The sequence below is a fragment of the Lysinibacillus sp. LZ02 genome, from assembly GCF_050613145.1.
Lineage (GTDB): Bacteria > Bacillota > Bacilli > Bacillales_A > Planococcaceae > Lysinibacillus_B.
In genome coordinates, this window is the sequence record NZ_CP192507.1 from 4,133,309 (window position 1) to 4,154,340 (window position 21,032).

General features: G+C 35.8%; 21 protein-coding genes. 10 read left to right on the forward strand and 11 right to left on the reverse strand.

Translation table 11 applies throughout. The features are described 5' to 3' along the window. Positions 1-12 precede the first annotated feature (12 nt). Entirely contained in the window at positions 13-1,203 is a 1,191-nt protein-coding gene (locus ACQQ2I_RS20070) for a coenzyme F420-0:L-glutamate ligase (protein WP_431028483.1), read from the forward strand. 56 nt (positions 1,204-1,259) lie between these two features. On the opposite strand, the gene safA is transcribed toward ACQQ2I_RS20070, so the two are convergent. Together safA and ACQQ2I_RS20080 are read right to left on the reverse strand one after the other, a co-directional pair. Beyond that, positions 1,260-1,871, reverse strand: coding sequence for a SafA/ExsA family spore coat assembly protein (gene safA / locus ACQQ2I_RS20075; RefSeq protein ID WP_431028484.1), 612 nt, complete (start codon positions 1,869-1,871; stop codon positions 1,260-1,262). Between the two features lie 185 nt (positions 1,872-2,056). Next, entirely contained in the window at positions 2,057-2,992 is a 936-nt protein-coding gene (locus tag ACQQ2I_RS20080; protein WP_431028485.1) for a sensor domain-containing diguanylate cyclase, read from the reverse strand. A 158-nt stretch (positions 2,993-3,150) separates the two neighbouring features. Between ACQQ2I_RS20080 and pgeF the strand changes: the two genes are divergently transcribed. The 3 genes from pgeF to ACQQ2I_RS20095 all read left to right on the forward strand — a co-directional run bounded on the left by pgeF (position 3,151) and on the right by ACQQ2I_RS20095 (position 4,387). Next, positions 3,151-3,903 carry a peptidoglycan editing factor PgeF gene (pgeF, locus tag ACQQ2I_RS20085; RefSeq protein ID WP_431028486.1) on the forward strand — a complete coding sequence of 251 codons (753 nt, stop codon included), beginning with the start codon at positions 3,151-3,153 and terminating at the stop codon, positions 3,901-3,903. 122 nt (positions 3,904-4,025) lie between these two features. Further along, on the forward strand, positions 4,026-4,184 hold the full coding sequence (locus ACQQ2I_RS20090) for a YfhD family protein (RefSeq protein ID WP_391374475.1): 159 nt from the start codon (positions 4,026-4,028) through the stop codon (positions 4,182-4,184). Positions 4,185-4,195: 11 nt separating this feature from the next. Continuing rightward, complete coding sequence (locus tag ACQQ2I_RS20095; RefSeq protein WP_431028487.1) at positions 4,196-4,387, forward strand: small, acid-soluble spore protein, H family; 192 nt, start codon at positions 4,196-4,198, stop codon at positions 4,385-4,387. Between the two features lie 219 nt (positions 4,388-4,606). Here ACQQ2I_RS20095 and ACQQ2I_RS20100 read toward each other — a convergent pair whose 3' ends face one another. Then, complete coding sequence (locus ACQQ2I_RS20100) at positions 4,607-5,587, reverse strand: sensor domain-containing diguanylate cyclase (RefSeq protein ID WP_431028488.1); 981 nt, start codon at positions 5,585-5,587, stop codon at positions 4,607-4,609. A gap of 26 nt (positions 5,588-5,613) precedes the next feature. After that, a complete protein-coding gene (locus ACQQ2I_RS20105; RefSeq protein WP_431028489.1) occupies positions 5,614-6,420 on the reverse strand; it encodes an alpha/beta fold hydrolase in 807 nt (268 codons plus the stop codon). Positions 6,421-6,622: 202 nt separating this feature from the next. Here ACQQ2I_RS20105 and ACQQ2I_RS20110 point away from each other — a divergent pair, with 202 nt between their 5' ends. Then, positions 6,623-7,813: a M14 family metallopeptidase gene (locus tag ACQQ2I_RS20110; RefSeq protein ID WP_431028490.1), complete on the forward strand. Its 1,191-nt coding sequence runs from the start codon at positions 6,623-6,625 to the stop codon at positions 7,811-7,813. Between the two features lie 218 nt (positions 7,814-8,031). Here the strand turns inward: ACQQ2I_RS20110 and ACQQ2I_RS20115 are convergent, their stop codons facing one another. Next, positions 8,032-9,771, reverse strand: coding sequence for an N-acetylglucosaminidase (locus ACQQ2I_RS20115; protein ID WP_431028491.1), 1,740 nt, complete (start codon positions 9,769-9,771; stop codon positions 8,032-8,034). 56 nt (positions 9,772-9,827) lie between these two features. Then, positions 9,828-10,124, reverse strand: a complete 297-nt coding sequence (locus ACQQ2I_RS20120) for an RNA polymerase sigma factor (RefSeq protein ID WP_431028492.1) — start codon at positions 10,122-10,124, stop codon at positions 9,828-9,830. Between the two features lie 352 nt (positions 10,125-10,476). Between ACQQ2I_RS20120 and ACQQ2I_RS20125 the strand changes: the two genes are divergently transcribed. The 5 genes from ACQQ2I_RS20125 to ACQQ2I_RS20145 all read left to right on the forward strand — a co-directional run bounded on the left by ACQQ2I_RS20125 (position 10,477) and on the right by ACQQ2I_RS20145 (position 14,158). Continuing rightward, positions 10,477-12,177 (forward strand): methyl-accepting chemotaxis protein, encoded by a 1,701-nt coding sequence (locus tag ACQQ2I_RS20125; protein WP_431028493.1) that lies wholly within the window; start codon positions 10,477-10,479, stop codon positions 12,175-12,177. A gap of 533 nt (positions 12,178-12,710) precedes the next feature. Further along, positions 12,711-13,079 carry a DUF2085 domain-containing protein gene (locus ACQQ2I_RS20130; protein ID WP_431028494.1) on the forward strand — a complete coding sequence of 123 codons (369 nt, stop codon included), beginning with the start codon at positions 12,711-12,713 and terminating at the stop codon, positions 13,077-13,079. An 18-nt stretch (positions 13,080-13,097) separates the two neighbouring features. After that, positions 13,098-13,379 carry a zinc-ribbon domain-containing protein gene (locus ACQQ2I_RS20135; RefSeq protein ID WP_431028495.1) on the forward strand — a complete coding sequence of 94 codons (282 nt, stop codon included), beginning with the start codon at positions 13,098-13,100 and terminating at the stop codon, positions 13,377-13,379. Positions 13,380-13,394: 15 nt separating this feature from the next. Continuing rightward, the gene (locus ACQQ2I_RS20140; RefSeq protein ID WP_431028496.1) at positions 13,395-13,814 is read left to right on the forward strand and encodes a double zinc ribbon domain-containing protein; all 420 of its coding nucleotides are present in this window, start codon (positions 13,395-13,397) and stop codon (positions 13,812-13,814) included. Between the two features lie 17 nt (positions 13,815-13,831). Beyond that, positions 13,832-14,158: a zinc ribbon domain-containing protein gene (locus ACQQ2I_RS20145; protein WP_431028497.1), complete on the forward strand. Its 327-nt coding sequence runs from the start codon at positions 13,832-13,834 to the stop codon at positions 14,156-14,158. 234 nt (positions 14,159-14,392) lie between these two features. On the opposite strand, the gene ACQQ2I_RS20150 is transcribed toward ACQQ2I_RS20145, so the two are convergent. The 5 genes from ACQQ2I_RS20150 to ACQQ2I_RS20170 form a co-directional block, all read right to left on the reverse strand. Next, positions 14,393-14,599, reverse strand: a complete 207-nt coding sequence (locus ACQQ2I_RS20150) for a TM2 domain-containing protein (RefSeq protein WP_431028498.1) — start codon at positions 14,597-14,599, stop codon at positions 14,393-14,395. A gap of 959 nt (positions 14,600-15,558) precedes the next feature. Then, positions 15,559-18,651 carry a DEAD/DEAH box helicase gene (locus ACQQ2I_RS20155; RefSeq protein WP_431028499.1) on the reverse strand — a complete coding sequence of 1,031 codons (3,093 nt, stop codon included), beginning with the start codon at positions 18,649-18,651 and terminating at the stop codon, positions 15,559-15,561. A 160-nt stretch (positions 18,652-18,811) separates the two neighbouring features. Beyond that, positions 18,812-19,291: a 23S rRNA (pseudouridine(1915)-N(3))-methyltransferase RlmH gene (rlmH, locus tag ACQQ2I_RS20160; RefSeq protein WP_431028500.1), complete on the reverse strand. Its 480-nt coding sequence runs from the start codon at positions 19,289-19,291 to the stop codon at positions 18,812-18,814. 90 nt (positions 19,292-19,381) lie between these two features. Then, positions 19,382-19,546: a CxxH/CxxC protein gene (locus tag ACQQ2I_RS20165; RefSeq protein ID WP_431028501.1), complete on the reverse strand. Its 165-nt coding sequence runs from the start codon at positions 19,544-19,546 to the stop codon at positions 19,382-19,384. A gap of 153 nt (positions 19,547-19,699) precedes the next feature. Next, a complete protein-coding gene (locus ACQQ2I_RS20170) occupies positions 19,700-20,989 on the reverse strand; it encodes a S1C family serine protease (protein WP_431028502.1) in 1,290 nt (429 codons plus the stop codon). Positions 20,990-21,032 lie beyond the last annotated feature (43 nt).

A 21,032-nucleotide genomic window follows, 5' to 3' on the forward strand; every position in this document is an offset into this window, starting at 1 on the left:
GGAGAGATTCTCATGGAACGTGTAGTAGGTACAGTAGTTCGCGGTCTTCGTGGTCCTATCATTAATGAAGGGGACAATATCGAGCAAATCGTCGTAGACACAGTGTTAAATGCTGCAAAAGTAGAAGGCTATGAAATCCAAGATAAAGATATCATCACAATTACTGAGTCCATTGTGGCACGTGCACAAGGGAACTATGTAACAATTGACCATATCGCAACAGATGTGAAAGCAAAATTCGGTGAAGATACAATCGGTGTGATTTTCCCTATTCTTTCACGTAATCGTTTTGCAAACTGCTTACGTGGTATCGCTCGTGGCGCTAAAAAAATCGTACTTATGTTAAGTTACCCATCTGATGAAGTTGGTAACCACTTAGTAGATATCGATGAATTAGACGTAAAAGGCGTGAACCCATGGACAGATACATTAACTGAAAACGAGTTCCGTGAACATTTCGGTTATCAAAAACATACATTTACTGGTGTAGACTATATCGAGTACTACAAAGAGCTAATTACGAATGAAGGGGCAGAAGTAGAAGTCATCTTCTCTAATAACCCGAAAGTCATCGTAGATTATACAACATCTGTACTTGCTTGTGACATTCACTCACGCTTCCGTACAAAACGTTTAGTAACAGCAGCTGGTGCTACAACAGTTTACAGCTTAGATAATATTTTATCTTCATCGATTGATGGCTCTGGTTACAATGAACAATACGGTCTCCTTGGTTCAAACAAAGCAACGGAAGATTCTGTGAAATTATTCCCACATACTTGCCAACCGCTTGTTGATGGAATCGCAGAAAAATTAAAAGCAGTAACTGGCAAACAAGTAGAAGTTATGATTTATGGAGACGGTGCATTCAAAGATCCTGTAGGTAAGATTTGGGAGCTTGCTGACCCAGTTGTATCACCTGCATTCACAGCAGGTCTTGCCGGTACACCAAACGAAGTAAAATTAAAATATTTAGCTGATAATAATTTCTCACACTTACGTGGTGAAGAGTTAAAAGCGGCTATTTCTGAACACATTAAAAACAAAAACGAGGACCTTGTTGGTGCAATGGAAGCACAAGGTACAACACCTCGCCAATTAACAGATTTAATCGGTTCTTTATCTGACTTAACATCTGGTTCTGGTGACAAAGGTACACCAATGATTTATATCCAAGGTTACTTCGATAACTACACAAAATAAAGCAAAAGCAGGCAAAGTGGAATTCCCGCTTTGCCTGCTTTCTTGTTTCCGTATTATTATTTTTTAATAAACATTTGTGTCCAGTAGTGCCCATCTGCTACATAGCCTACACCAATCTGCGTATAGCTTGTGTTCATAATATTCGCACGGTGACCTGGACTATTCATCCAATCATTCACGACTTGCGCTGCGGATCTTTGGCCTTTCGCAATGTTTTCACCTGCTGATTTGTATGAAATACCAAATTGCTTCATCATATCAAATGGTGAACCGTATGTTGGACTTGTATGACTGAAGTAATTTTTATCATGCATATCTTGTGATTTGTATTTAGCGACACGTGATAATTCCCAATCGATTGATAGTGGCGCTAATCCCTCTTTCGCACGTTCCACGTTCACAAGGCGTACGACTTCTTCCTCTACACTCGCTTGTTGGTTTTCAGCAATAATAATTTGTTGACCTGGATAAATTAAATCTGGATTTGCTAGATTGCGATTTAATGAGATTAACTCTGAAAGACCTACTTGATTTTTAGCCGCGATTTTCCAAAGAGTATCGCCTTTTACTACTGTATATGTTGAAGTGGCCGCTGATGCGGACATCGGTAATACGATGGACATTGAGAGTGCAGCTGTCATGATGATTTTTTTTAACATGTTGTTCATCCTTTCTGCTTTCGTATGAACCTATCATAATTGCTTTTTTTAGATAGTTCATTACTGAAATTATGGAAGGATCTTTACGAGATTATTACATTTGTAATAATACCTGAGTAATTTACTCGTATAATAGCATTCACGTTGAAATATTTCTGTCACATCGCTGAAAATAGGAAAATATTACACACTTTTTAGTGACAAATCGTCTTCTTTTTTTGCTTTTCTCTATACATTACGCGATCTGCCTCTTCAAAAAGTTCCTCCATTTGTCCAAATGAATAAGGACTATAACTACTACCAATCGATATTTGAATAGAAAATTGCTCCGTTACATGATTAAATTGCTGGACTTTATATCGAATCTGTTCCATCACATCATCCACAATTTCACTTGTCACATGCGGCATCATAATCGAAAACTCATCGCCACCAATACGTGCTACAATGCCTTTACTCCCCACTGCTTCTCGGATAATATTCGCACTCTGTTGAATATAAGCATCACCCATTTTATGTCCTTGTTTATCATTGATACACTTCAAATTATCCAAATCACAAACAATCATCCCAATGGGCACACTTTCCTTATTATTATAAAGCGCCATTTGGGCATCAAAGCATGCTCTGTTTTTCGTTCCTGTTAAATGGTCATGCATCGCTTTATACTCCAGTTCTTGTTGTATCGCCACCTTACTGCCTACATTTCGGTAAACGCCGTGAATAGCAATCATCTCCCCGTTCTTATAGACTGGCGTTGCATACTCTTCAAACCAAATATACTGTCCTTCTGTATTTTGAAGACGCACTAATAACGGCTCATTATAATCCCATGCGCCGTTTAATTTCTGTGTCGCTACGTCTATATCATCGGGATGCAGAATATCATAATACTTCTGAGGGTTTTGCATATGTGCTTGCCACTCATGCTCACCTAACATTCGATTAATGGCTGAGCTTAAATAACGATATTGCATTTGAGGCTTTAAATCGCAATAATAGAAGATGTCTCTGGAATGTTCTACTGCCTGTACCACCGTTTGTAGCGAATCCAGTTGTTTTTTGAGCAAATAATATCTTCTATATAAATAACCTATTATAAATAAAGCAATAATAATAACATAAAGCATATTTACACTTCCTAGTAAGAAAATTGAATTGGTTCTCAGTTGTTAACTGTTGTAAATATTACTAGTCACTATTTTATCAGAATAAGTCGTAAGTTGCTTATAATTGTTCTTTTTTTATTTGTTTTTTATAGGAATATAGTAACAAAACGGAGGAACCGATGAATATATATATGAATAATGAAAATGTGATTGCGGGTACGACAATGAAAAACAGGGAAGTGCCAGAACAAAATAATATGGCATTGCATATTTGTGAAAATACCGCTGCCGTTATACACAATCGGGAGCAACTTGCAAAAGCAATTGGCTGTGAGGTACAAGACTTTGTTTGTGCCGAGCAAACACATAGTAAAAACTTCTATAAAGTAACAAGCAATGACCGGGGAAAAGGCGCCTTTACAATGGACAATGCGATTGCTAATACAGATGCTCTATATACGTATGAATCCGGTATACTACTAACATCTTTTTCTGCTGATTGTGTACCTGTACTCTTATACAACGAAAAAAGTGGTGTGATCGCTGCCATACACTCAGGTTGGCAAGGAACCGTCAAAGAAGTAACACCACAATTATTGTATCAGTTAATCGACATAGAACAAAATTCCGCCGAAGGATTTCAAGTGTATATCGGTACAGCGCTAAGCCAACAAAAATTTGAAGTAGATCGTGATGTATATGAAAAGTTTAAAGCGTTAGGTTATGCGGACGAATTTATATCCTATCATGCGAAAACAAATAAATATCATATCGACAATCAACAAACCGTCAAAAAACAATGCGAACTTGCGGGCATCCCTGCAAATCAAATTGCTATTGATGACACATGTACCTTTTTACATGAAAATGGCTTCTCTTATCGCCAAGATAAAAAATCTGGCCGCCATATGAGCTTTATTATGAAGAAATAACGTACGAGACACCGCTAAACATGGCGGTGTTTTCCTTTTTCTACACTGTATATTTTTTTCTGTGATAAAAATTTTGTTCAATGCCATATTAATAAAGAACAAAACAGAAAGGAGCATGCCCAATGGGAAGAGATGATAAAAAGGGACGAAGCCATCAAAAACAAACGCTTCCTCAAACACCTAAAAATCAAAAAATAGCGCCAAACAAAATTAGGGAAGAGTTTTCCCGGGAAATCGCTGAAATTGAACAAGCTGCTGAGCGAAACAAACAGCATAAATAAGGAGGCTCCATATGGACTATCAACGTGCAAAAAAAATTGTTGAGTCACCATCGGAATATGAAATAAGCTATAACGGCGTTTCCGTCTGGATTGATCAATTGCATGACGACCAAAAAACCGCCACTGTCCATTTAAGACGTTCACTAGAAGAACGCTCTGAAGTGGCTATCACTGAATTAAAAGAAGAATATTTAGTGCATTAAGAACAAAATTGTAAAAGTACCCGCTCATCCCCGATACGCGCTGGAGAATCGAAGCGTCGCGAGAGGATGGCGCTTTTCCAACATTTTTTATCCACTATAAAAATTTTCACCATTACCTAAGCAATCAAATAATCCCACTGGATTTAGTATCCGTGGGATTTTTACATTCATACATTTTTCTGCTTTAAAAGTGGCTTACTTTCACTCTTATTTTCTATCTCATGTTAATTCTACAAAATGTGTAGCACGGTTTCGCCCATTTTTCTTCGAAGCATACAGCGCTTGATCCGCATTTAAAATAATCGATGCTTCCGTGTCTTGATCTGTAAAAGTGGCAATGCCGATACTGACCGTTAATCCGCCCGTTTCTTCCCACTCTGCTTGCTCCACTACGTGATTCAACTTTTCAGCGATGTGCTTCGCTTCTATTGCATTTGTATTTGGCAAAATAATCGTAAATTCTTCTCCGCCAAAACGTGCTGCAACATCCTCGGAACGAACGTGATTACTCAAAATCTTAGCTAATTTCACCAATACAACATCACCAATTTGGTGACCGTATGTATCGTTTACTTTTTTGAAATAATCAATATCAAGAATGAATAGAGAGAAAGACTTTCCTCCCTTACGATACAAATCTATATGCTCCTCTAACTTCTCTTGGAAAAAGCGTCTATTCTTAATGCCTGTTAGCTTATCCGTATAGGAGATTTCAATCAATCCTGAATTAATCGCTATTAACTCCGCCTGTTTCTGCTCAATTTCTTTATAAATTTGTTCTAATTTAGCGAGCGCTTTATTCTTTTCTACATAGGCCTCTTCCATCTTTCGCTTTGTTGAGCGCAATTCTAATTCATAGTCAATCCGCTTCTTCATTTGCACTAAAATACAATCGATTAGCTCAATGCCATCGCGTTCATACTGTCTTGCATTCATTAAGTATGGGATGGAAGCATTGCTACTATTTCTGAAGCTAATAAATAATTCCTCTACATATCCATACAAATTAATATTTGGATAAAAATAAGAATGAAAGATTAATTTATTGCTAATCGGTAATAGCGACTCAAAGTGTTTCCCGACTAGCTCTTCTTCTACGTAACCCATCCAATGAAGAAACGTTTGATTTACCTCCGTTATAAAGCCTTCATGGTTCATTGAGATAAAACCACATGGTGCCTCTTTTAAACGTTCATCCATGTTTCCGTCTCCCTTTATACCATCTTCTACTTTGACACACCTACTAAATATTGTAGAATAATTTCACTTGTTTCCTCTGGTTGACTAATATGTGGATAATGCCCCTTTGTATGCATTAAATAAAATGTACTATTTTTTAAGTGCTGATGTAGATATTCACCTACTTCAATCGGTACGATACTATCATTCGAACATTGGATAATGAGTGTCGGGACCGTCACTTGTGACAAGCTTGCACGCTGATCTGAAAAGAATGTTACCTCTGCAAATTGTCGCGCGATATAAGGATGTCCTGAAGCGAAGCTAGTTTCTATCTCCTGTGTTAATACTGGGTGCTCCGTATCCATTACAATTGGCGCCATATAGCTTGCCCAACCTGTAAAATTCATCTCCATCATATCGAGTAATTCTAAAATATCACTCTTCTCAAAGCCACCAAAATAACCGTCTGTATCATTTACATAGCAAGGAGATGGTCCAATCATAATAAGTTGATTAAACGCTTCTGGTCGTGTAATAGAAGTTTTCATACCAATCATGGCACTAATGGAATGACCAATAAAAATGATATTTTCAAGCTCCAGTTCATCAATTATATCGAGCACATCTTGTACATAGCCTTGAAGGGTACTATATTTTTCCGAACAATAGGCATTGACATCTGAATTGCCTGAGCCGACATAATCAAATACAATCATTCGATAGTTTTCTTCAAATTTTGGAGCGATAAATCGCCACATACTTTGATCACAACCAAAGCCATGTGCAAATACAATTGTTTGCTCCCCCTGTCCTATTATTTTCACATTATTTCGCTTCATTACTTCGTTCATATCAATGGCCCCTTTTTGTATTTGTACTACTGCCTATTCTGAAGGGGTCCCCTTTAAATATCAAGGAGAATAAGTATTTTTAGTATATATTTGGTTTAATACGAAAAGTTATAATTAGACCATTTATCACCATTATAAAAGTTCATAAAATACAGGACTTTCTCATATACTATGAAAGTTTTAATAACAGAGGAGGCACAACATGGATGTATATGTGAGACCAGGGGATTCCCTTTGGCATTACACCCAATTATTTCGAATTCCTCTACAACTCATGATTGATTCCAACCGAAACATTAACCCTCAATCACTGTCAGTAGGTCAACGTATTCAAATTCCTGGATATGTCGCCCAAAGCTATCAAATACGGCAAGGAGACAACTTATGGTCTATTGCGATGAGCCGAAATCTTCCTCTTGATACCCTTTTCCTTGTAAACCCTACGATTAATCCAAACCAACTACAAATTGGGCAAACAGTCAAAGTGCCACTTCGCATTACATGGCGACTTGCCAATGGAAAGCAAAATTATACTTATGAAACAATGATGAATGATATAAAACGGCTACAATCTGTTTACCCATTTTTACAGGTCGATTCAATTGGAAATTCTGTGTTAGGTCGAGAGTTACCTGAAGTTTTAATCGGCACTGGGAATAAACGCGTTCATTATAACGGCTCATTTCATGCAAACGAATGGATTACAACACCCACTATCATGACTTTTCTAAATGATTATGTACTTTCCCTGACGAATCAAATGACCCTGCGCGGTATCATTACTTCTTCTTTATATGAGCAAACGACCTTATCCATTGTTCCGATGGTCAATCCAGATGGCGTCAACCTCGTTCTGAATGGACCACCCGAAGAAGAGCCTTACCGAAGTAATGTCATCGGCTGGAACAATAATAGCCTAGACTTTTCAGGGTGGAAAGCTAATATGAACGGCGTCGATTTAAATGACCAGTTTCCTGCAGAATGGGAAAAAGAGCGAGACCGCAATCCGAAAACACCAGGTCCTCGCGATTATGGCGGAGAAAGTCCTTTGTCCCAGCCGGAATCCATTGCGATGGCTGACTTAACAAAAAAGCGAGACTTTGCAAGAGTACTCGCTTTCCATACACAAGGCGAAGTCATTTATTGGGGATTCCAAAACCTCCAACCACCAGAAAATGAAGTGCTAGCAAATGCGTTTGGCAGAGTAAGCGGCTATACGCCTATTAAGACAGTTGATAGCTATGCGGGGTACAAAGATTGGTTTATCCAAGACTGGCGAAGATCTGGGTTTACGATCGAGCTTGGGAAAGGAACAAACCCGCTACCACTCTCACAATTTGATGAAATTTATGAAGAAGCATTAGGGATTTGTCTAGCAGCATTATATTTATAAAGTTACACTTATCAAGGGCATGTGGAGTATCCCTCCATCTACACCTTTCCATTTTTTAACTATGGATATGGGAATCTTATACCTATAGCTTCGCTTTCAGTACAGATAAATTGATGCAACCAACGCCGGTGCAATATTACTTATCAAGAAATGAAGGGTGTCCATTCTGGACACCCTTCATCATTTTTCTAATTTATTACTCGATCGATGCTAAATAATTAATATACATTCACATGACGGACATTCTCATTAACTGTATATAAATCTGTTATATCTGTAGTCCGTTCTGAGATGACACGTAACCAATCCGCTTTTTCGGATGAAGTATTTGAAAGAGTAATCGGCATGTGATCTAAACGTTTAATCGTCCAATCCAGCTTATACTGATAGGCACGATTGTCCTGAGCGCCTGTTGTAACAAGCGGTGCTGTCCGAACGCTCACATTCGCCGTCGATGTAAAGCCAAGTCGATATTTCTTGTAATCCTTACCGCCAAGTGCTTGATCCGCACGGTACATATGACCTGCTATTTTAGATCCCCAATATGGATCTGATGCATAACGAACATTCATGCCAACCATCTTATTACCAAGTGCAACTCCATTGTAACGCCAGTCACTCATATTAAGTGGGTCTAAATAGTACTGATTTAAATTTTCCACTAATGCCTGAACATTTTTTTCAATCGATGTGAAATATTTTGATGACGTTTTATCCACGTTCATTGAGCAAGCACTATTCGTATCCGTTACTTTTAAGCCAAACAGATTATTATAGTTTTGCGCATGACAGCTCATACCATAATTGCTCTCATGTATAGCGGTTGACAGAATAAGCAACGCATTAATACGATACTGCTGTTCCATCTCCTTCAACAAAGCACCCATGTTTTGCAATGGACTTTTCGTTGTCGCATTAGCATAAAGCTTATTCCCTGACTGTTCCCTAACTTGTAGTTCTTTAGCAATAAAAGCATTCAATTGCTCTGCGCTATAGCTTGTCGGGACACGTGGTGATATATATTGAAAATAAGCATAGCTTTCACCAACCACTTGTCCATTCGCATCCACAAAAGTAGCGCCGTCTGTACTGTAATAATCTACATTACGCTGTAAAAATGCAGGCTTATCTCCTATTAAGTAACTGCTATCATACGTACCAGTATGATGGTGATAAATACGATGCCATAAGCCTTTATCATCTGCACTATAATAAGACTGTCCTTTTGCCGCAGCTGTAGGAATGAGCGTGACATCTTCATGCTTCACATACATATCTTGACCAGCTACATGAACTTTCACATAATCTGCGGTAGCATCAACATACTGCAGCTCCGTATCCGCAGCAACACCTGCGTATTGAAAACCCGCTGTAAATGTAGCTTGCTTATAAATCAGCGTTACTTTCTTAGGACTTGTAGCCACAAATCCAGCTGGCATTTTGACGTATTTATTATTGTAAACAATGGCTTGCTGTTTTTGTAAGTGACCATTTGCTTCTTCAAAAGATGCATAAGTGGCAATCGGTGAATACGTCCCATCTGCTTGAATATCAACCACTGCATAGCCTTCAACAATTGTAAACGGTTTGATAACAGCTTTGTTTAACCGTTTATTGGACTTTTGGCTTTTCACTGAATCCGTAATATGTAACGTATAACTTTGGCCAGGTTCATAGCCCTGTGCGGGTGCTTGTACAAGTACAACATTTCCTTTCACGGAAAGAGACGTATCTTGTTTTATATTATTTTTATCTAGCACATAAATAGAATCCTTTGAAATACTAGATTCTAGCACCGGATCATTAAATGTAATCGTCCATGTTTTATCACTCGCCACCTTCGTATTTACATGGCTAAAATCCGCGGCATGAGCAATCGTGAGTGGTGCGAAGATAAACAATAACATCCCTATCACTACTTGTAGCGATCGTTTGAAACATATTTGCAAACTATTCATCTTAGTAACCCCATTTCCAAATAGATTCTCTTATCTTTCTATGACTGTATAATAGGTTACCATGCCTTCGTTGTTGATACAAATAATGTAAAATATTTTAATTTATAGGTCTCTTCCCTCGTCTGATTAATTTGACGTTGCTGCTTTTTGTAATGCGTAAAGTATGTATTTTTCGCAATCGTAAAAAACCAGGCCCGAATATCCTTTTTCCCATCAAATTGATGAATGGACTTCAATGCTTTAAAAAACGTTTCTTGCGTTATTTCTTCCGCAATATTTTCATCTACCGACAATGATTTCATATATAAATACACATCATGAAAATACGCTTGATAGATTTCCTCAAAGTCCATATCTTTTCCCCCTTCACTTATATAACTATTGAAATTGTATTCCGTTACAAAAAATTTCAAGATGCTGAAACAGCATTGATGAATAAAGTAAATAATATATAAGAAAATACGTTTGTTAAAATTGTAAATATTTGTATAACATATTGATGTTTTTACTGAATTTGTTACAATACCTATGATTATAGTTATAAAACAAAGTAAATATAATCCAAACTAAGTATCCAGAACTATATGGTCAAACCCCAATAAAATAAAAAGGCTCTGACGCATACAATAAAAAAATTGTTGCACTTGTAGTAAAGGGTTGTAGCTATTTTGAACAACTACCAAATATAAACTATTAGAAATTGGAGTGTGCGAATTGAAGCAACAATTTAATTTCAAAAGTATAAAAACGAAAATATTACTTGGGTTTTCATTCATTATTTTAATTATCATTTTATTTGGAGCTTACAATTATTCGGCAGTCAAAAAGAATAATGAGACAGCTAAAAATGTTGTAGAGAAAGAGCTGCCACTATTAATTGCTAATGAGCAAATAGCCAGAACAATGGCCAATCGAATAGCAACAGCCCGTGGTTATGTGTTATATGGTGGCGACTATAAAGAGCGATTTAACGAGTATACAGAAGAAGGTAAGCATAATGAAGCAATTGTTAGAGAGATCGGGGCTTCTGAGGAATTTAACAATCTGATTAAACAGACCGTTGAGTGGCGAAAATTTGTAGCAAAAGAAGTATTCAAAGAGTATGACAAAGGAAATAAAGAGTTAGCCCGACAAAACCTAGCAGAAAAAGATTCGGATGTACGTAAAATAATGACTAGATATGAAGAACTAGCAAGTAAAAGTCGAAATTCAATTATTGAGGCAGAGAACCAAATTGTAGCAAATGGACAAAAAACATTACTTATAGCCACCATAGTAATTATTTTAGTGATATTGGTTAGTTTAGCTGCCGCACTGATTACTTCTACTATCATTGCAACGCCAATTATAAAAGTTATGGGGCGCATGAAGTTAATGGCGAGTGGGGATATCAGCAAAGAACCATTAGAAATAAAATCACAGGATGAGGTAGGTCAGCTTGTGATTGCAACAAACGAAATGAGTAGTAATATTCGTGCATTACTAAGTGAAATAAACGTCGTCTCTGAATCCATCACAAGTCAAAGTGAAGAGTTAGCCCAATCAGCCAATGAAGTGAACGCTGGTTCTCAACAAATTGCGACTACTATGCACGAGTTGGCCACGGGTACAGAAGCAGAAGCCAAAAATGCAAGCGAACTAGCCTCCATTATGGGATCATTTTCAACTACCGTTCAAGATGCTCATACAAATGGGGAGCAAATTCAAAAAGCCGCGATTGAAGTGTTACAAATGACGAATGAAGGTAGCCGTTTAATGGACTCCTCTAACAAGCAGATGGTTAAGATCGATGAAATTGTACATAATGCAGTTCAAAAAGTGCAAGGGTTAGATAGCAAGTCTCAAGAAATATCAAAATTGGTTTCTGTTATTCAGGACATTGCTGACCAAACGAATCTCCTCGCATTAAATGCAGCAATTGAAGCTGCCAGAGCTGGCGAACATGGTCGCGGGTTTGCCATCGTTGCAGATGAAGTTAGAAAGCTTGCTGAACAAGTTTCTACATCTGTTGTAGACATTACTGACATTATCGCCGGCATACAGAATGAATCCAGTGTAGTAACAGAATCCTTACAAAATGGATATACGGAAGTTCAACAAGGAACAAGTCAAATTAAAACGACTCAAGAAACTTTTACTAGAATAAGCGGATCTGTAAAAGACATGACGAACAGTATCAAAGTAATAGCAGAAAACTTAGCTAGTATGGCATCAGACAGTAAAATCATGAATGGTTCTATCTCAGAAATTGCAGCTATTTCTGAAGAGTCCGCTGCAGGAGTCGAACAAACTTCTGCCTCGTCTCAACAAATAAACAGCTCCATGGAGGAAGTAGCCAATAATTCCGACGAACTTGCGAAATTAGCTGAAAAACTAAATGGATTAGTCCATCAATTTAAGCTTTAAATGCCTACTAAAATAGACATAAAACAGATATGTACAAAATTTTGTTATGATTAACACCGAAAAACAAGTGAACTGCCCCACCGTTGTTAGATACATCTATCAATTGGGGGCAGTTTCTTATTGCTAAATATACTTGATAACAATAATTAGTTGCTGTTTATATGTTTACAAACTTGGGATTATAGCTTTCTTGCCGCCATAATGTAGTTCAATTCTTAAGCATTAAAATGGATGTCTTATGTATTCCGTTCACTTATATAAAAAACCGCACTTACTTATGATACGTTTCACCGTAACTAATGTAAGTGCGTTTTTTGTGGGTATCTGATTTTCTAAACTCTCCAACCACATTCCTTTGCAACTCTTTTAATTTGCTGTATAAATCAGCTAAAACCTCATCCAAACATATACATTTTTCAAAAAAATAACTATTTATCAAATTAATTTCTATCATAAAAAACTAATGTATCATATTCCCTAGTTTTTATTTTTGTTATATACTATACGCTAGAATAATAAAGGAGTTTACAAATTTGGTAAAGAATTTCAATTTTATATTACAAGTTTTTTTCTTTTGCCATCAAAGACCTGACCGTTCATTTCATTACAAGGGGAAGAAATTCCCTCTATGTGCAAGGTGTACAGGTATGGCAGTAGGGTATCTTTTATCCATAATCTTAGTCATACTTTTAGGCATATTTGATTTATGGATTATAGCCTTATTAATTTTACCGATGGCTATTGATGGTACAGGACAATTATTTGGTAAATGGACAAGTAATAATATTAGACGGTTCCTCACTGGATTACCCGGTGGGATTGGCATTATTTATATTTTCTACACTATCGGTTACTATTTTTTTGTATTCGGTCAATATGTTGGAAAAAAATATATGATATAAAATATTGGAGGTATTATTATGTTTTGTAAAAATTGTGGCGAACAAATTTCTGAACACGCAGAAATTTGTATCCACTGTGGTGTCCGCGTAAAAAATGCAGTTGGTGAAGACAAACCAAACTGGGGCGTTAACCTTATTACACTTTGCTGTGTGCCACTTGTTGGATTAATTATGTTCTTTGTTTGGAAAAATGAAAAACCAGTTGCGGCTAAATCAGCTTTAACATTCTTCCTAATTAACATCGGAATTATTGTATTATTCTATGCTCTAATCTTCATTATTGGATTATCAGGTTACTAGAACGGAGGATTATAAATGCATTGTACTAATTGCAGTGAACACATTTCTGATTTAGCAGAAATTTGCCCTAAATGTGGCGTACGTCCATATGTTACCAAAAACTTCTGTCACTCATGTGGCTCTAGTGTCAATAGTAACCAAGCAATGTGTATTAGCTGTGGTACTCAGCTAAAAGAAATTAAAAAAACACAAACGGTAGATTCAACTAACCCTGCTATTATGGGACTTCTAAGCTTTTTACTAGTTGGATTAGGCCAAATGCTAATGGGACAAGTTTCAAAAGGCATTGTTATGTTAATCGTTTCTATCGTACTAGCATTTTTAACATTTGGATTATCTTCTTTAATTACAACGCCTATTAGCATTATCGATGCAGTACTAATTGCTAAGAAAAAACAGCAAGGTACGCAAGTTGGCGAATGGGAATTTTTCTAAAATATAGGGGGGTTAATATGTATTGTCCAAATTGTGGTTCTAGTATTAACGAGAATGCCGAAATCTGTGTACATTGTGGTGTTAACGTATTAAAATTTAGCAACCAAACAACTGCTGCCCAAAATGATACATCAAACATTTGGGTTAATTTACTCAGCTTATGCTGTTTCCCTCTACTTGGCATTATTATGTTCTTTGTATGGAGAGATAAGCAACCAAAAGCAGCAAAGTCCGCTTTAATATTCGGGTTGATTGGTCTAGCTATTTCAGTTGTTATCGGGATTATTTCGTTTGTACTAGGTATTGCAGCAGAAATGATGAATGATAGCTATTATTACTATTAAATGGGCTCTGTTTCACTTTATTTTTGTTTTAGACTCCAGTGTACCGTTATCGTAAAGTAAAAAAACAATAAGATCCGCTCACAGCGCCATTAAATAATTAAGAAGGGTAGACATTTAGAAAAGTCTCCCTTCTTTTTATCGTCCTTCTATAAAGAAAAACAACAAGCGTATACATAAAGTATATACGTGCCTGTCGCTTTCTATCACTTCAATAATTCACTTATTTATGTTCAATTAAGATTTAATAAGATTACCATCTTTATCAGTGAATTTACCAACAATAATCATAATGAGGTCAATTAACGTCCAAATACCAAATCCACCTAATGTGATAAACATTAAAATACCTGTACCGATTTTACCAACATAAAAGCGATGAATACCTAGACTACCTAAAAAGAAACAAAGTAATAATGTTACTACGAAATTTTTTTCTGACATGTAAGTACCTCCAATAAATTCATAAAAAACATACATAAATAACCAATAAAGAGATTATATTACTAAATAGTTTGTTTTTCAACAGCATTTTATCTATTATTTTATTCCATCCCACTAATTTTTCGCTTACTTCATCGACACATCCTCAACTATATAAATCATATTAAAAATTCCGACATATGTAGTGTCCATTCGTTTTTATGATGTTGCGAAAAAACAGATGAATGACTAGGCTACATTTCTAAAAAGAAAACGCATATTTTCATTTTGCGTCCGCGAACTATTCCCCTTCAATTAAAAATAACGGCAAGATTTTTTACTGCTAGTGATGTCAAATAGCGAAATCGAGATACAACTTAATTTAAAATAAGTGTCAAATTGGGTCTATTTACCTAAATGGCACTTATCCTCAAATAAGTTGTATATCAAAAATGCCCAATCGAAATTTTGGTCGTTCTTTAAAAGTGAGCGTATTATTTTCTTATGAAAAAATCGCACATTATCATTTTTTTATGGGTGACTCCATCATAAAGACACGTATTCATCACTTTGGATAACAATGTATTTTTTATAAAAAATTAATTATTTTCGTTTTTTATCTAAAAAGACACTTTTTCCGCCCTCCATGCAACCCTCTTTTTTAGTAAATTTCCCTCTTTTCTATCACAGCAGCTACTCAAAGAGCGTATTATTTCAATGAAAATATTCATTTTTTTCACTAAAACGAAAGCAAATTAGACGGTTCGCTCGCAAGGGGTACAAGATTTTCGGAGCCAATCGGTATGTCGGGGGATGAAAATGGACTTATATAGTCGCTTAATGACTAACATCCTTTTACTAATAGTACTTACTTGTGATACGTTTCGCCTTAAGTGGTGTAAGTGCGGTTTACTACTTCTTAAATATATCGATTTCCATTGCTCATTAATTCTAACAATCTCATAATATATTAAGTGCAATTACTCCCTATTATAGTCATTAATAATCGAAATGGTTTTATTTACAACTTCACTGCCGAGTGATGCATATAATTTCTTATCGCCAATAATATAGAATTCTTCTTTAGCTCGAGTAGCAGCAACATTCATTATATTTGGTTCCGAAACAGCCCAACTCGCTGCTCCTTTACTACTTGAGTCTGCTCCAAGAACAAAATAAACAATTTTCGCTTCTTTTCCTTGAAAAGTATGAACAGTTCCAACATTTGTTGTTTTACCGTCTTGTCGTTTAGTAAAGTTAATTTCATCTAAAATTTGCGCAATTTTATAAGCCACATTTCTAAACGGAGATATAACATATATTTCACTCGCTAAATCTAGATCTTCTTGTAACCGTTTAGAAATTAGACTTTTCAATATGTACGCCTGTTCTTTAACAAATTTATCATTTGCTTTACCAATAGAATCTATCCATTCCGATATTCCTTGTGCTTTAGTTTCTTCTTTCCCTTGAACCATTAAACCACCATAAGATATTTCATTTGAAATTGTGAACATCGGATAGTTCGAACGTCTGTGTACCCAAAGTGGTATACCAATCCATTCATCTTCATTTTTTTGGAACCCATACTGACTGGCAGCATCTACAATTGTTTGAGTAGACGCATCGGAAGAGACAAATTTTTCATCTACTTTATAATGTCCTCCAATTAAGGTTAGAACATTTGGATCTAAGGTTAATACAGGTCTTATTTGTGAGGGATCCCCAACAACCATAACTTTTTTACTTCTAAAAATTGCCCCAACACTAGCTTGTGGTAGTGCTTGACCTGCCTCGTCTATGAATAGATTGCCTATTGAATTTTCTTTAAGGTTTTTAAACATTCGACCAAAACTAGCAAAAGTAGTGCTGATAACAGGAATAGTGAAATTCAGCCATTGCCATGATTCTGATATAAGCTGATGTCCATTCTCTTTCGCAATATATTCAGTCTGTTTTTTCCAAATAATCCTTGCCGCTTTCAAACTTTTTCTGTTTTCATAGAGGAATTGCTTTCTAACTTTTAAAGCTGAAATAAATAATTTTGATTGTAATATGCGGAACTGTTTCGTAAACCATGGATTAGACTTTTGAAGTTCATCATATGATAATGAAAAATCTAATTCCTTTATGCCACTTTGACTCTTGAGATTTTCTAATGATTCAATTTCTTGTTCTAATTTACTCAAATTATTTTGTTGTGTAGTCATCCATCGCTTGAAGACAGCTTCTGTGTCCTGAATTTGTTTTTGAATATTTCTGCTTTTTCCAGCATTTTGCTTTACTCTATTTTCAAGTTGCATGCGATCATTCGACAACTTGATTTTTTGTTGAGCAAGTTGATTTAAATAGTCATTCGCACTATTAAGAGCCTTGAAATACTGCTCAACTTTTGATTTATTAAATATTTTCTGAAACCATAAAAAACTTGGCCTTTGTGAAGTAACTACATTAAAATTCCTTTCAGCTTGAACTTGTAAATTAGGTAAATTTTCAAGTTCCGTAGAAGTTTTCATTAAATCTTTTTGCAGATTTAAGCTTTCTTGCCTCAGTCTTTCAATTTCAACTTTCGCTTCTTTTTCCTGTAAAATCAAATCTGTTCGTTTTTTCTTTTCTTGTTGTTGAAAAGTAATGTTTGTCTCTTCGTATTTAACTTGCAATTTTCGAAGATAATACATTTTTTCACTATATTCTTGCATTTTTTCTCTTTCAATTTTTAACTTATCATAGAGACGTGAGAATTCTTGATATACACTTGTATCCTCTTGATAATCTTCTAAATTTTTATCAATTGCTTCAATATTTAAAAGTAATTTGTTAATGTTTGTAGATGCTCCGCCTTCTAACGAAAATGTACCCCAATTTTCTTCATTTAAAGGCTCACTTATAATGTTATGATTTTTCCCAAAACCTTCGCTGGTTAATTTAGAATTAGAAATATCTTTGAAATAATTCGCTTGGACTAGTTGATTTTGAAAATCTTCAGCAATCCCTTCTTTCTTTGGTAACTCCTTAACAATATTTTGGACTGCTCCATTATTTGAACTTGCAACAATTATATTTTTATCTGAAATAGATTGCGGTAAAACACCAAGTTTTGCATTTTCCCACCAAACTAAACTACCTTGAATCCTTTTATTAGTTAGCTGTGAAATCACTGCTGCCTGTTGTACTACTAAATCAGCAAAAATATCTTTCAATAGCGTTGTTTTTCCTGTTCCAGGTGGACCATTAACACTACGAATATCATTTTCACTATTTAACGCTAAATTGACTGCTGCCTGTTGCATAAATGAAAGTGCATGATCAGGATTACTTGGAAAACGTCCTAACGGATAAAATTTAGGTTGTAAGGCTATCGTCTCAAAAATATGTGAATTAAAATTAATTGACTCTTTATTACTATCTAGATTTTTTCTATCTCCAGAAAAACCATTGAAATATCTTTCTAAATTTTTATTTGTAATCGTCTTTGCTTTATTCAAATCTTCTATAAAGAACGAATGCAAATCTACATCTTCATTATCCAAATTTCGTAAAAATTTATAGCGGAAGTTTTCTTTGGAAACATTATAATTTCGGAAAAGTTCAGAAATCGTAGTATTAAAATCCTCATCAAATTTCCTATTTAAATCTTCTCTAAATAAGTTTTCAAATTCCAGAAAATCTTTCGTTAAATTACCATATTGGTGGATATAACCACTCATCGTAAAGAACATTTTATCTGCTATAAATTTTAATTGGTTATCAAAATATAATGAGAAAGTAAATTTTTCAGAGTTACTAACTTCATCGTTGGTTTTATCTATCCCATATTTATTCCTTAATATCTCAACAACTTCTTCAAAATTGAAAATATCAAAATACAATACTAAGCCCGACTTATTAAAGGACTTATCTGATACATTTTGTTGTTCTTTTTGTTCAATTAAAAAGTCTGAAAAAAATCTATCCCAGTACTCATCCTTTGTAGTATGTAAAGGCTTTAGCAATTTATCATTTTTTTTTATAGAGCCTTCCGATAGTTGTTCTATCATAATCCAAGCACTTAAAATATCGTTACGGCAATTCATGTTCTCCCTCCCATTAGCATCCAGAAAAAATTTGATTTATAGTCACATTAATTCTTAGAAACCCGTCTAAAAATGACAATAATTTAACTTAATTTTGTATTTTACTCAAAAGGTGCGGCTTACAATCTGTTATTTCTTTGTATCAATTAGAAAACCTCATTTACTTATGATACGGTTCACCCTTAATAATCCTAAAACTTCGATAAATCTGTTCGACCAACACAAGCTTCATTAGTTGGTGGGGGAGGGTCATTTTGCCGAAGCATAGTTTTTCGTCGGCGCGTTTTAATACATCGTCATGTAGACCGAGTGAGCCGCCGATGACGAAGGCAACCTTGCTTTTGCCGTATGTCATGAGTGCATCGAGATCGGCTGCCATTTGCTCGCTCGTTTTCATTTTGCCATCTAATGCAAGCGCGATGACATATGTACCGTCATTGATTTTTGCTAAAATACGCTCGCCTTCCTTTTTTTTCACCTGCTCCATTTCTGCATCTGATAGTTGCTCGGGTGCCTTCTCGTCTGGCACTTCTACAAAATCGAGTTTCGCATAGCTAGAAAGACGTTTGGCATATTCATCAATTCCCATTTTTAAATACTTCTCTTTTAATTTTCCAACTGATATGATGGTAATATTCACAACTTATCCACCTTTACATTTCATTTACAAACACGTTATCCACAAAAGTTATCCACATATCCACAACCACTTTCTATATATTGTGTAAAGTTATTTACTTGATACAATATATGTTGCACACTCTTCACAGTAAGAGCATTTTGTGGATAACTTTTCCTCTTCAAATATTTTTTCCATAATTGGAAATTCCTCGGTTTCTGCTACAAGCATGTCTAACGCATGATCTATATGGGTTTCACAGCTATATTTTTTCATTATTTTCTTCCTCCAATAGTTTGAAATTTCCACAAACTTATTCACAATTCTCTTAGAATTATCCACAACCATTGTAACAAACAAAAAACAAGTAGGAAAGAAAAGCCTTTCTTTCCCTACTTGCTGTGAAAAGTTTTATTCAGTTATCCACAGTTATGTCGTGCTTTCTTTTAATACTAAGTTTAATTCAACTACTTTTCCTGCACGATATACTTTGACACTTAATGTGTCGCCAATGTTTGTTTTTGTATATAAGTGCTGGCGAAGATCGATGCTGTTTTCAATTGGTTGACCGTCCATTTCAAAAATGACATCATATTGTTTCATACCCGCTTTGTCAGCTGCAGAGCCTTCTACCACTTCTGCGACAACTACACCCGTTGTAATCCCTTCAGGTAATTGTAATGTTTGTGCTTGATAAAATGCTGGCACATCGGTTAAATCCATTAATGAAATACCCATTGCTGGACGTTTTACTTGACCGTTTGTTTCAAGCTGCTGAATCACGGGAATAACGGTATTAATTGGAATGGCAAATCCTAAACCTTCTACCGATTCTGCTGCAATTTTCATGGAGTTAATACCGATTAAATCACCGTTAATATTCACCAAAGCACCACCTGAGTTACCACCGTTAATTGCTGCATCTGTCTGCAGTACTTCAGATTGCCAGTCTTCTGTACCATCGCCATTTAAGTCCACTGGTACTGCGCGGTCTGTACCCGAAATAACCCCAACGGTTACCGAACCATAAAAATCTAAACCAAGCGGATTCCCGATAGCGATCACCGTTTCCCCTTGTTTTAATACATCGGAATCACCAAATTTTGCGACGGTTTTAATACCATCTGCTTTCACTTTAATGACCGCTAAATCGGTCCAAATGTCGCCTCCAACTAACGTTGCCTCTTTTTTCGAACCATCTGCTAATGTAATTTCTAGCTTTTCTGCATTTTCAATAACATGGTGGTTTGTCACGATAAAGGCTTCACCATTTTCGATTTTATAAATCACACCAGAGCCTGTCCCTGCTTCTTGAAGTTCGCCTTCTTCTTGTTGGTTTTGTTGTATACCGCCTTGTCCAAACCAGAAGCCACCTACATTATTTTGGACAATTTGATAGTTCGAAATACCAACAACCGCTTCTGATACTTTCTCAACGGCCGTTGTAATATCCGTTGTGACAACAGTAGCGGTTTGCTCTGTTCCTACTTGATCCTTCGTTTCAGTCATTGTTCCTGGTAATTGATTTGCAAGCGATGGCAGTAGTAACCACATGAGTAAAGCACCGACGACGATCCCTGATAAGCTACTCATAAAATAGCCTGCTTTACTGCCACTCTTTCTTTTCATTGCACGTTTATTTCGTTCCTCTTCTTCCCGCTTTAATCGTTCTTGTAGAGGTGTCAATTGTGTATCGGATTGTTCATGATGCTCATTCATATTTGTTGTCCCCCTTTTTTATATTGTGTACTTATAAATTACA

Excerpts from the sequence above, each read along its gene's own strand:
- ACQQ2I_RS20070 (WP_431028483.1), top strand. The coding sequence starts at position 13 with ATGGAACGTGTAGTAGGTACAGTAGTTCGCGGTCTTCGTGGTCCTATC.
- pgeF (WP_431028486.1), top strand. The coding sequence starts at position 3,151 with ATGAATATATATATGAATAATGAAAATGTGATTGCGGGTACGACAATG.
- ACQQ2I_RS20080 (WP_431028485.1), bottom strand. The coding sequence starts at position 2,992 with ATGCTTTATGTTATTATTATTGCTTTATTTATAATAGGTTATTTATAT.
- ACQQ2I_RS20110 (WP_431028490.1), top strand. The coding sequence starts at position 6,623 with ATGGATGTATATGTGAGACCAGGGGATTCCCTTTGGCATTACACCCAA.
- ACQQ2I_RS20140 (WP_431028496.1), top strand. The coding sequence starts at position 13,395 with ATGCATTGTACTAATTGCAGTGAACACATTTCTGATTTAGCAGAAATT.
- ACQQ2I_RS20150 (WP_431028498.1), bottom strand. The coding sequence starts at position 14,599 with ATGTCAGAAAAAAATTTCGTAGTAACATTATTACTTTGTTTCTTTTTA.
- ACQQ2I_RS20165 (WP_431028501.1), bottom strand. The coding sequence starts at position 19,546 with ATGAAAAAATATAGCTGTGAAACCCATATAGATCATGCGTTAGACATG.
- ACQQ2I_RS20170 (WP_431028502.1), bottom strand. The coding sequence starts at position 20,989 with ATGAATGAGCATCATGAACAATCCGATACACAATTGACACCTCTACAA.
- ACQQ2I_RS20095 (WP_431028487.1), top strand. The coding sequence starts at position 4,196 with ATGGACTATCAACGTGCAAAAAAAATTGTTGAGTCACCATCGGAATAT.
- ACQQ2I_RS20105 (WP_431028489.1), bottom strand. The coding sequence starts at position 6,420 with ATGAACGAAGTAATGAAGCGAAATAATGTGAAAATAATAGGACAGGGG.
- ACQQ2I_RS20115 (WP_431028491.1), bottom strand. The coding sequence starts at position 9,771 with ATGAATAGTTTGCAAATATGTTTCAAACGATCGCTACAAGTAGTGATA.
- ACQQ2I_RS20120 (WP_431028492.1), bottom strand. The coding sequence starts at position 10,124 with ATGGACTTTGAGGAAATCTATCAAGCGTATTTTCATGATGTGTATTTA.
- ACQQ2I_RS20155 (WP_431028499.1), bottom strand. The coding sequence starts at position 18,651 with ATGAATTGCCGTAACGATATTTTAAGTGCTTGGATTATGATAGAACAA.
- safA (WP_431028484.1), bottom strand. The coding sequence starts at position 1,871 with ATGAACAACATGTTAAAAAAAATCATCATGACAGCTGCACTCTCAATG.
- ACQQ2I_RS20100 (WP_431028488.1), bottom strand. The coding sequence starts at position 5,587 with ATGGATGAACGTTTAAAAGAGGCACCATGTGGTTTTATCTCAATGAAC.
- ACQQ2I_RS20135 (WP_431028495.1), top strand. The coding sequence starts at position 13,098 with ATGTTTTGTAAAAATTGTGGCGAACAAATTTCTGAACACGCAGAAATT.
- ACQQ2I_RS20145 (WP_431028497.1), top strand. The coding sequence starts at position 13,832 with ATGTATTGTCCAAATTGTGGTTCTAGTATTAACGAGAATGCCGAAATC.
- ACQQ2I_RS20090 (WP_391374475.1), top strand. The coding sequence starts at position 4,026 with ATGGGAAGAGATGATAAAAAGGGACGAAGCCATCAAAAACAAACGCTT.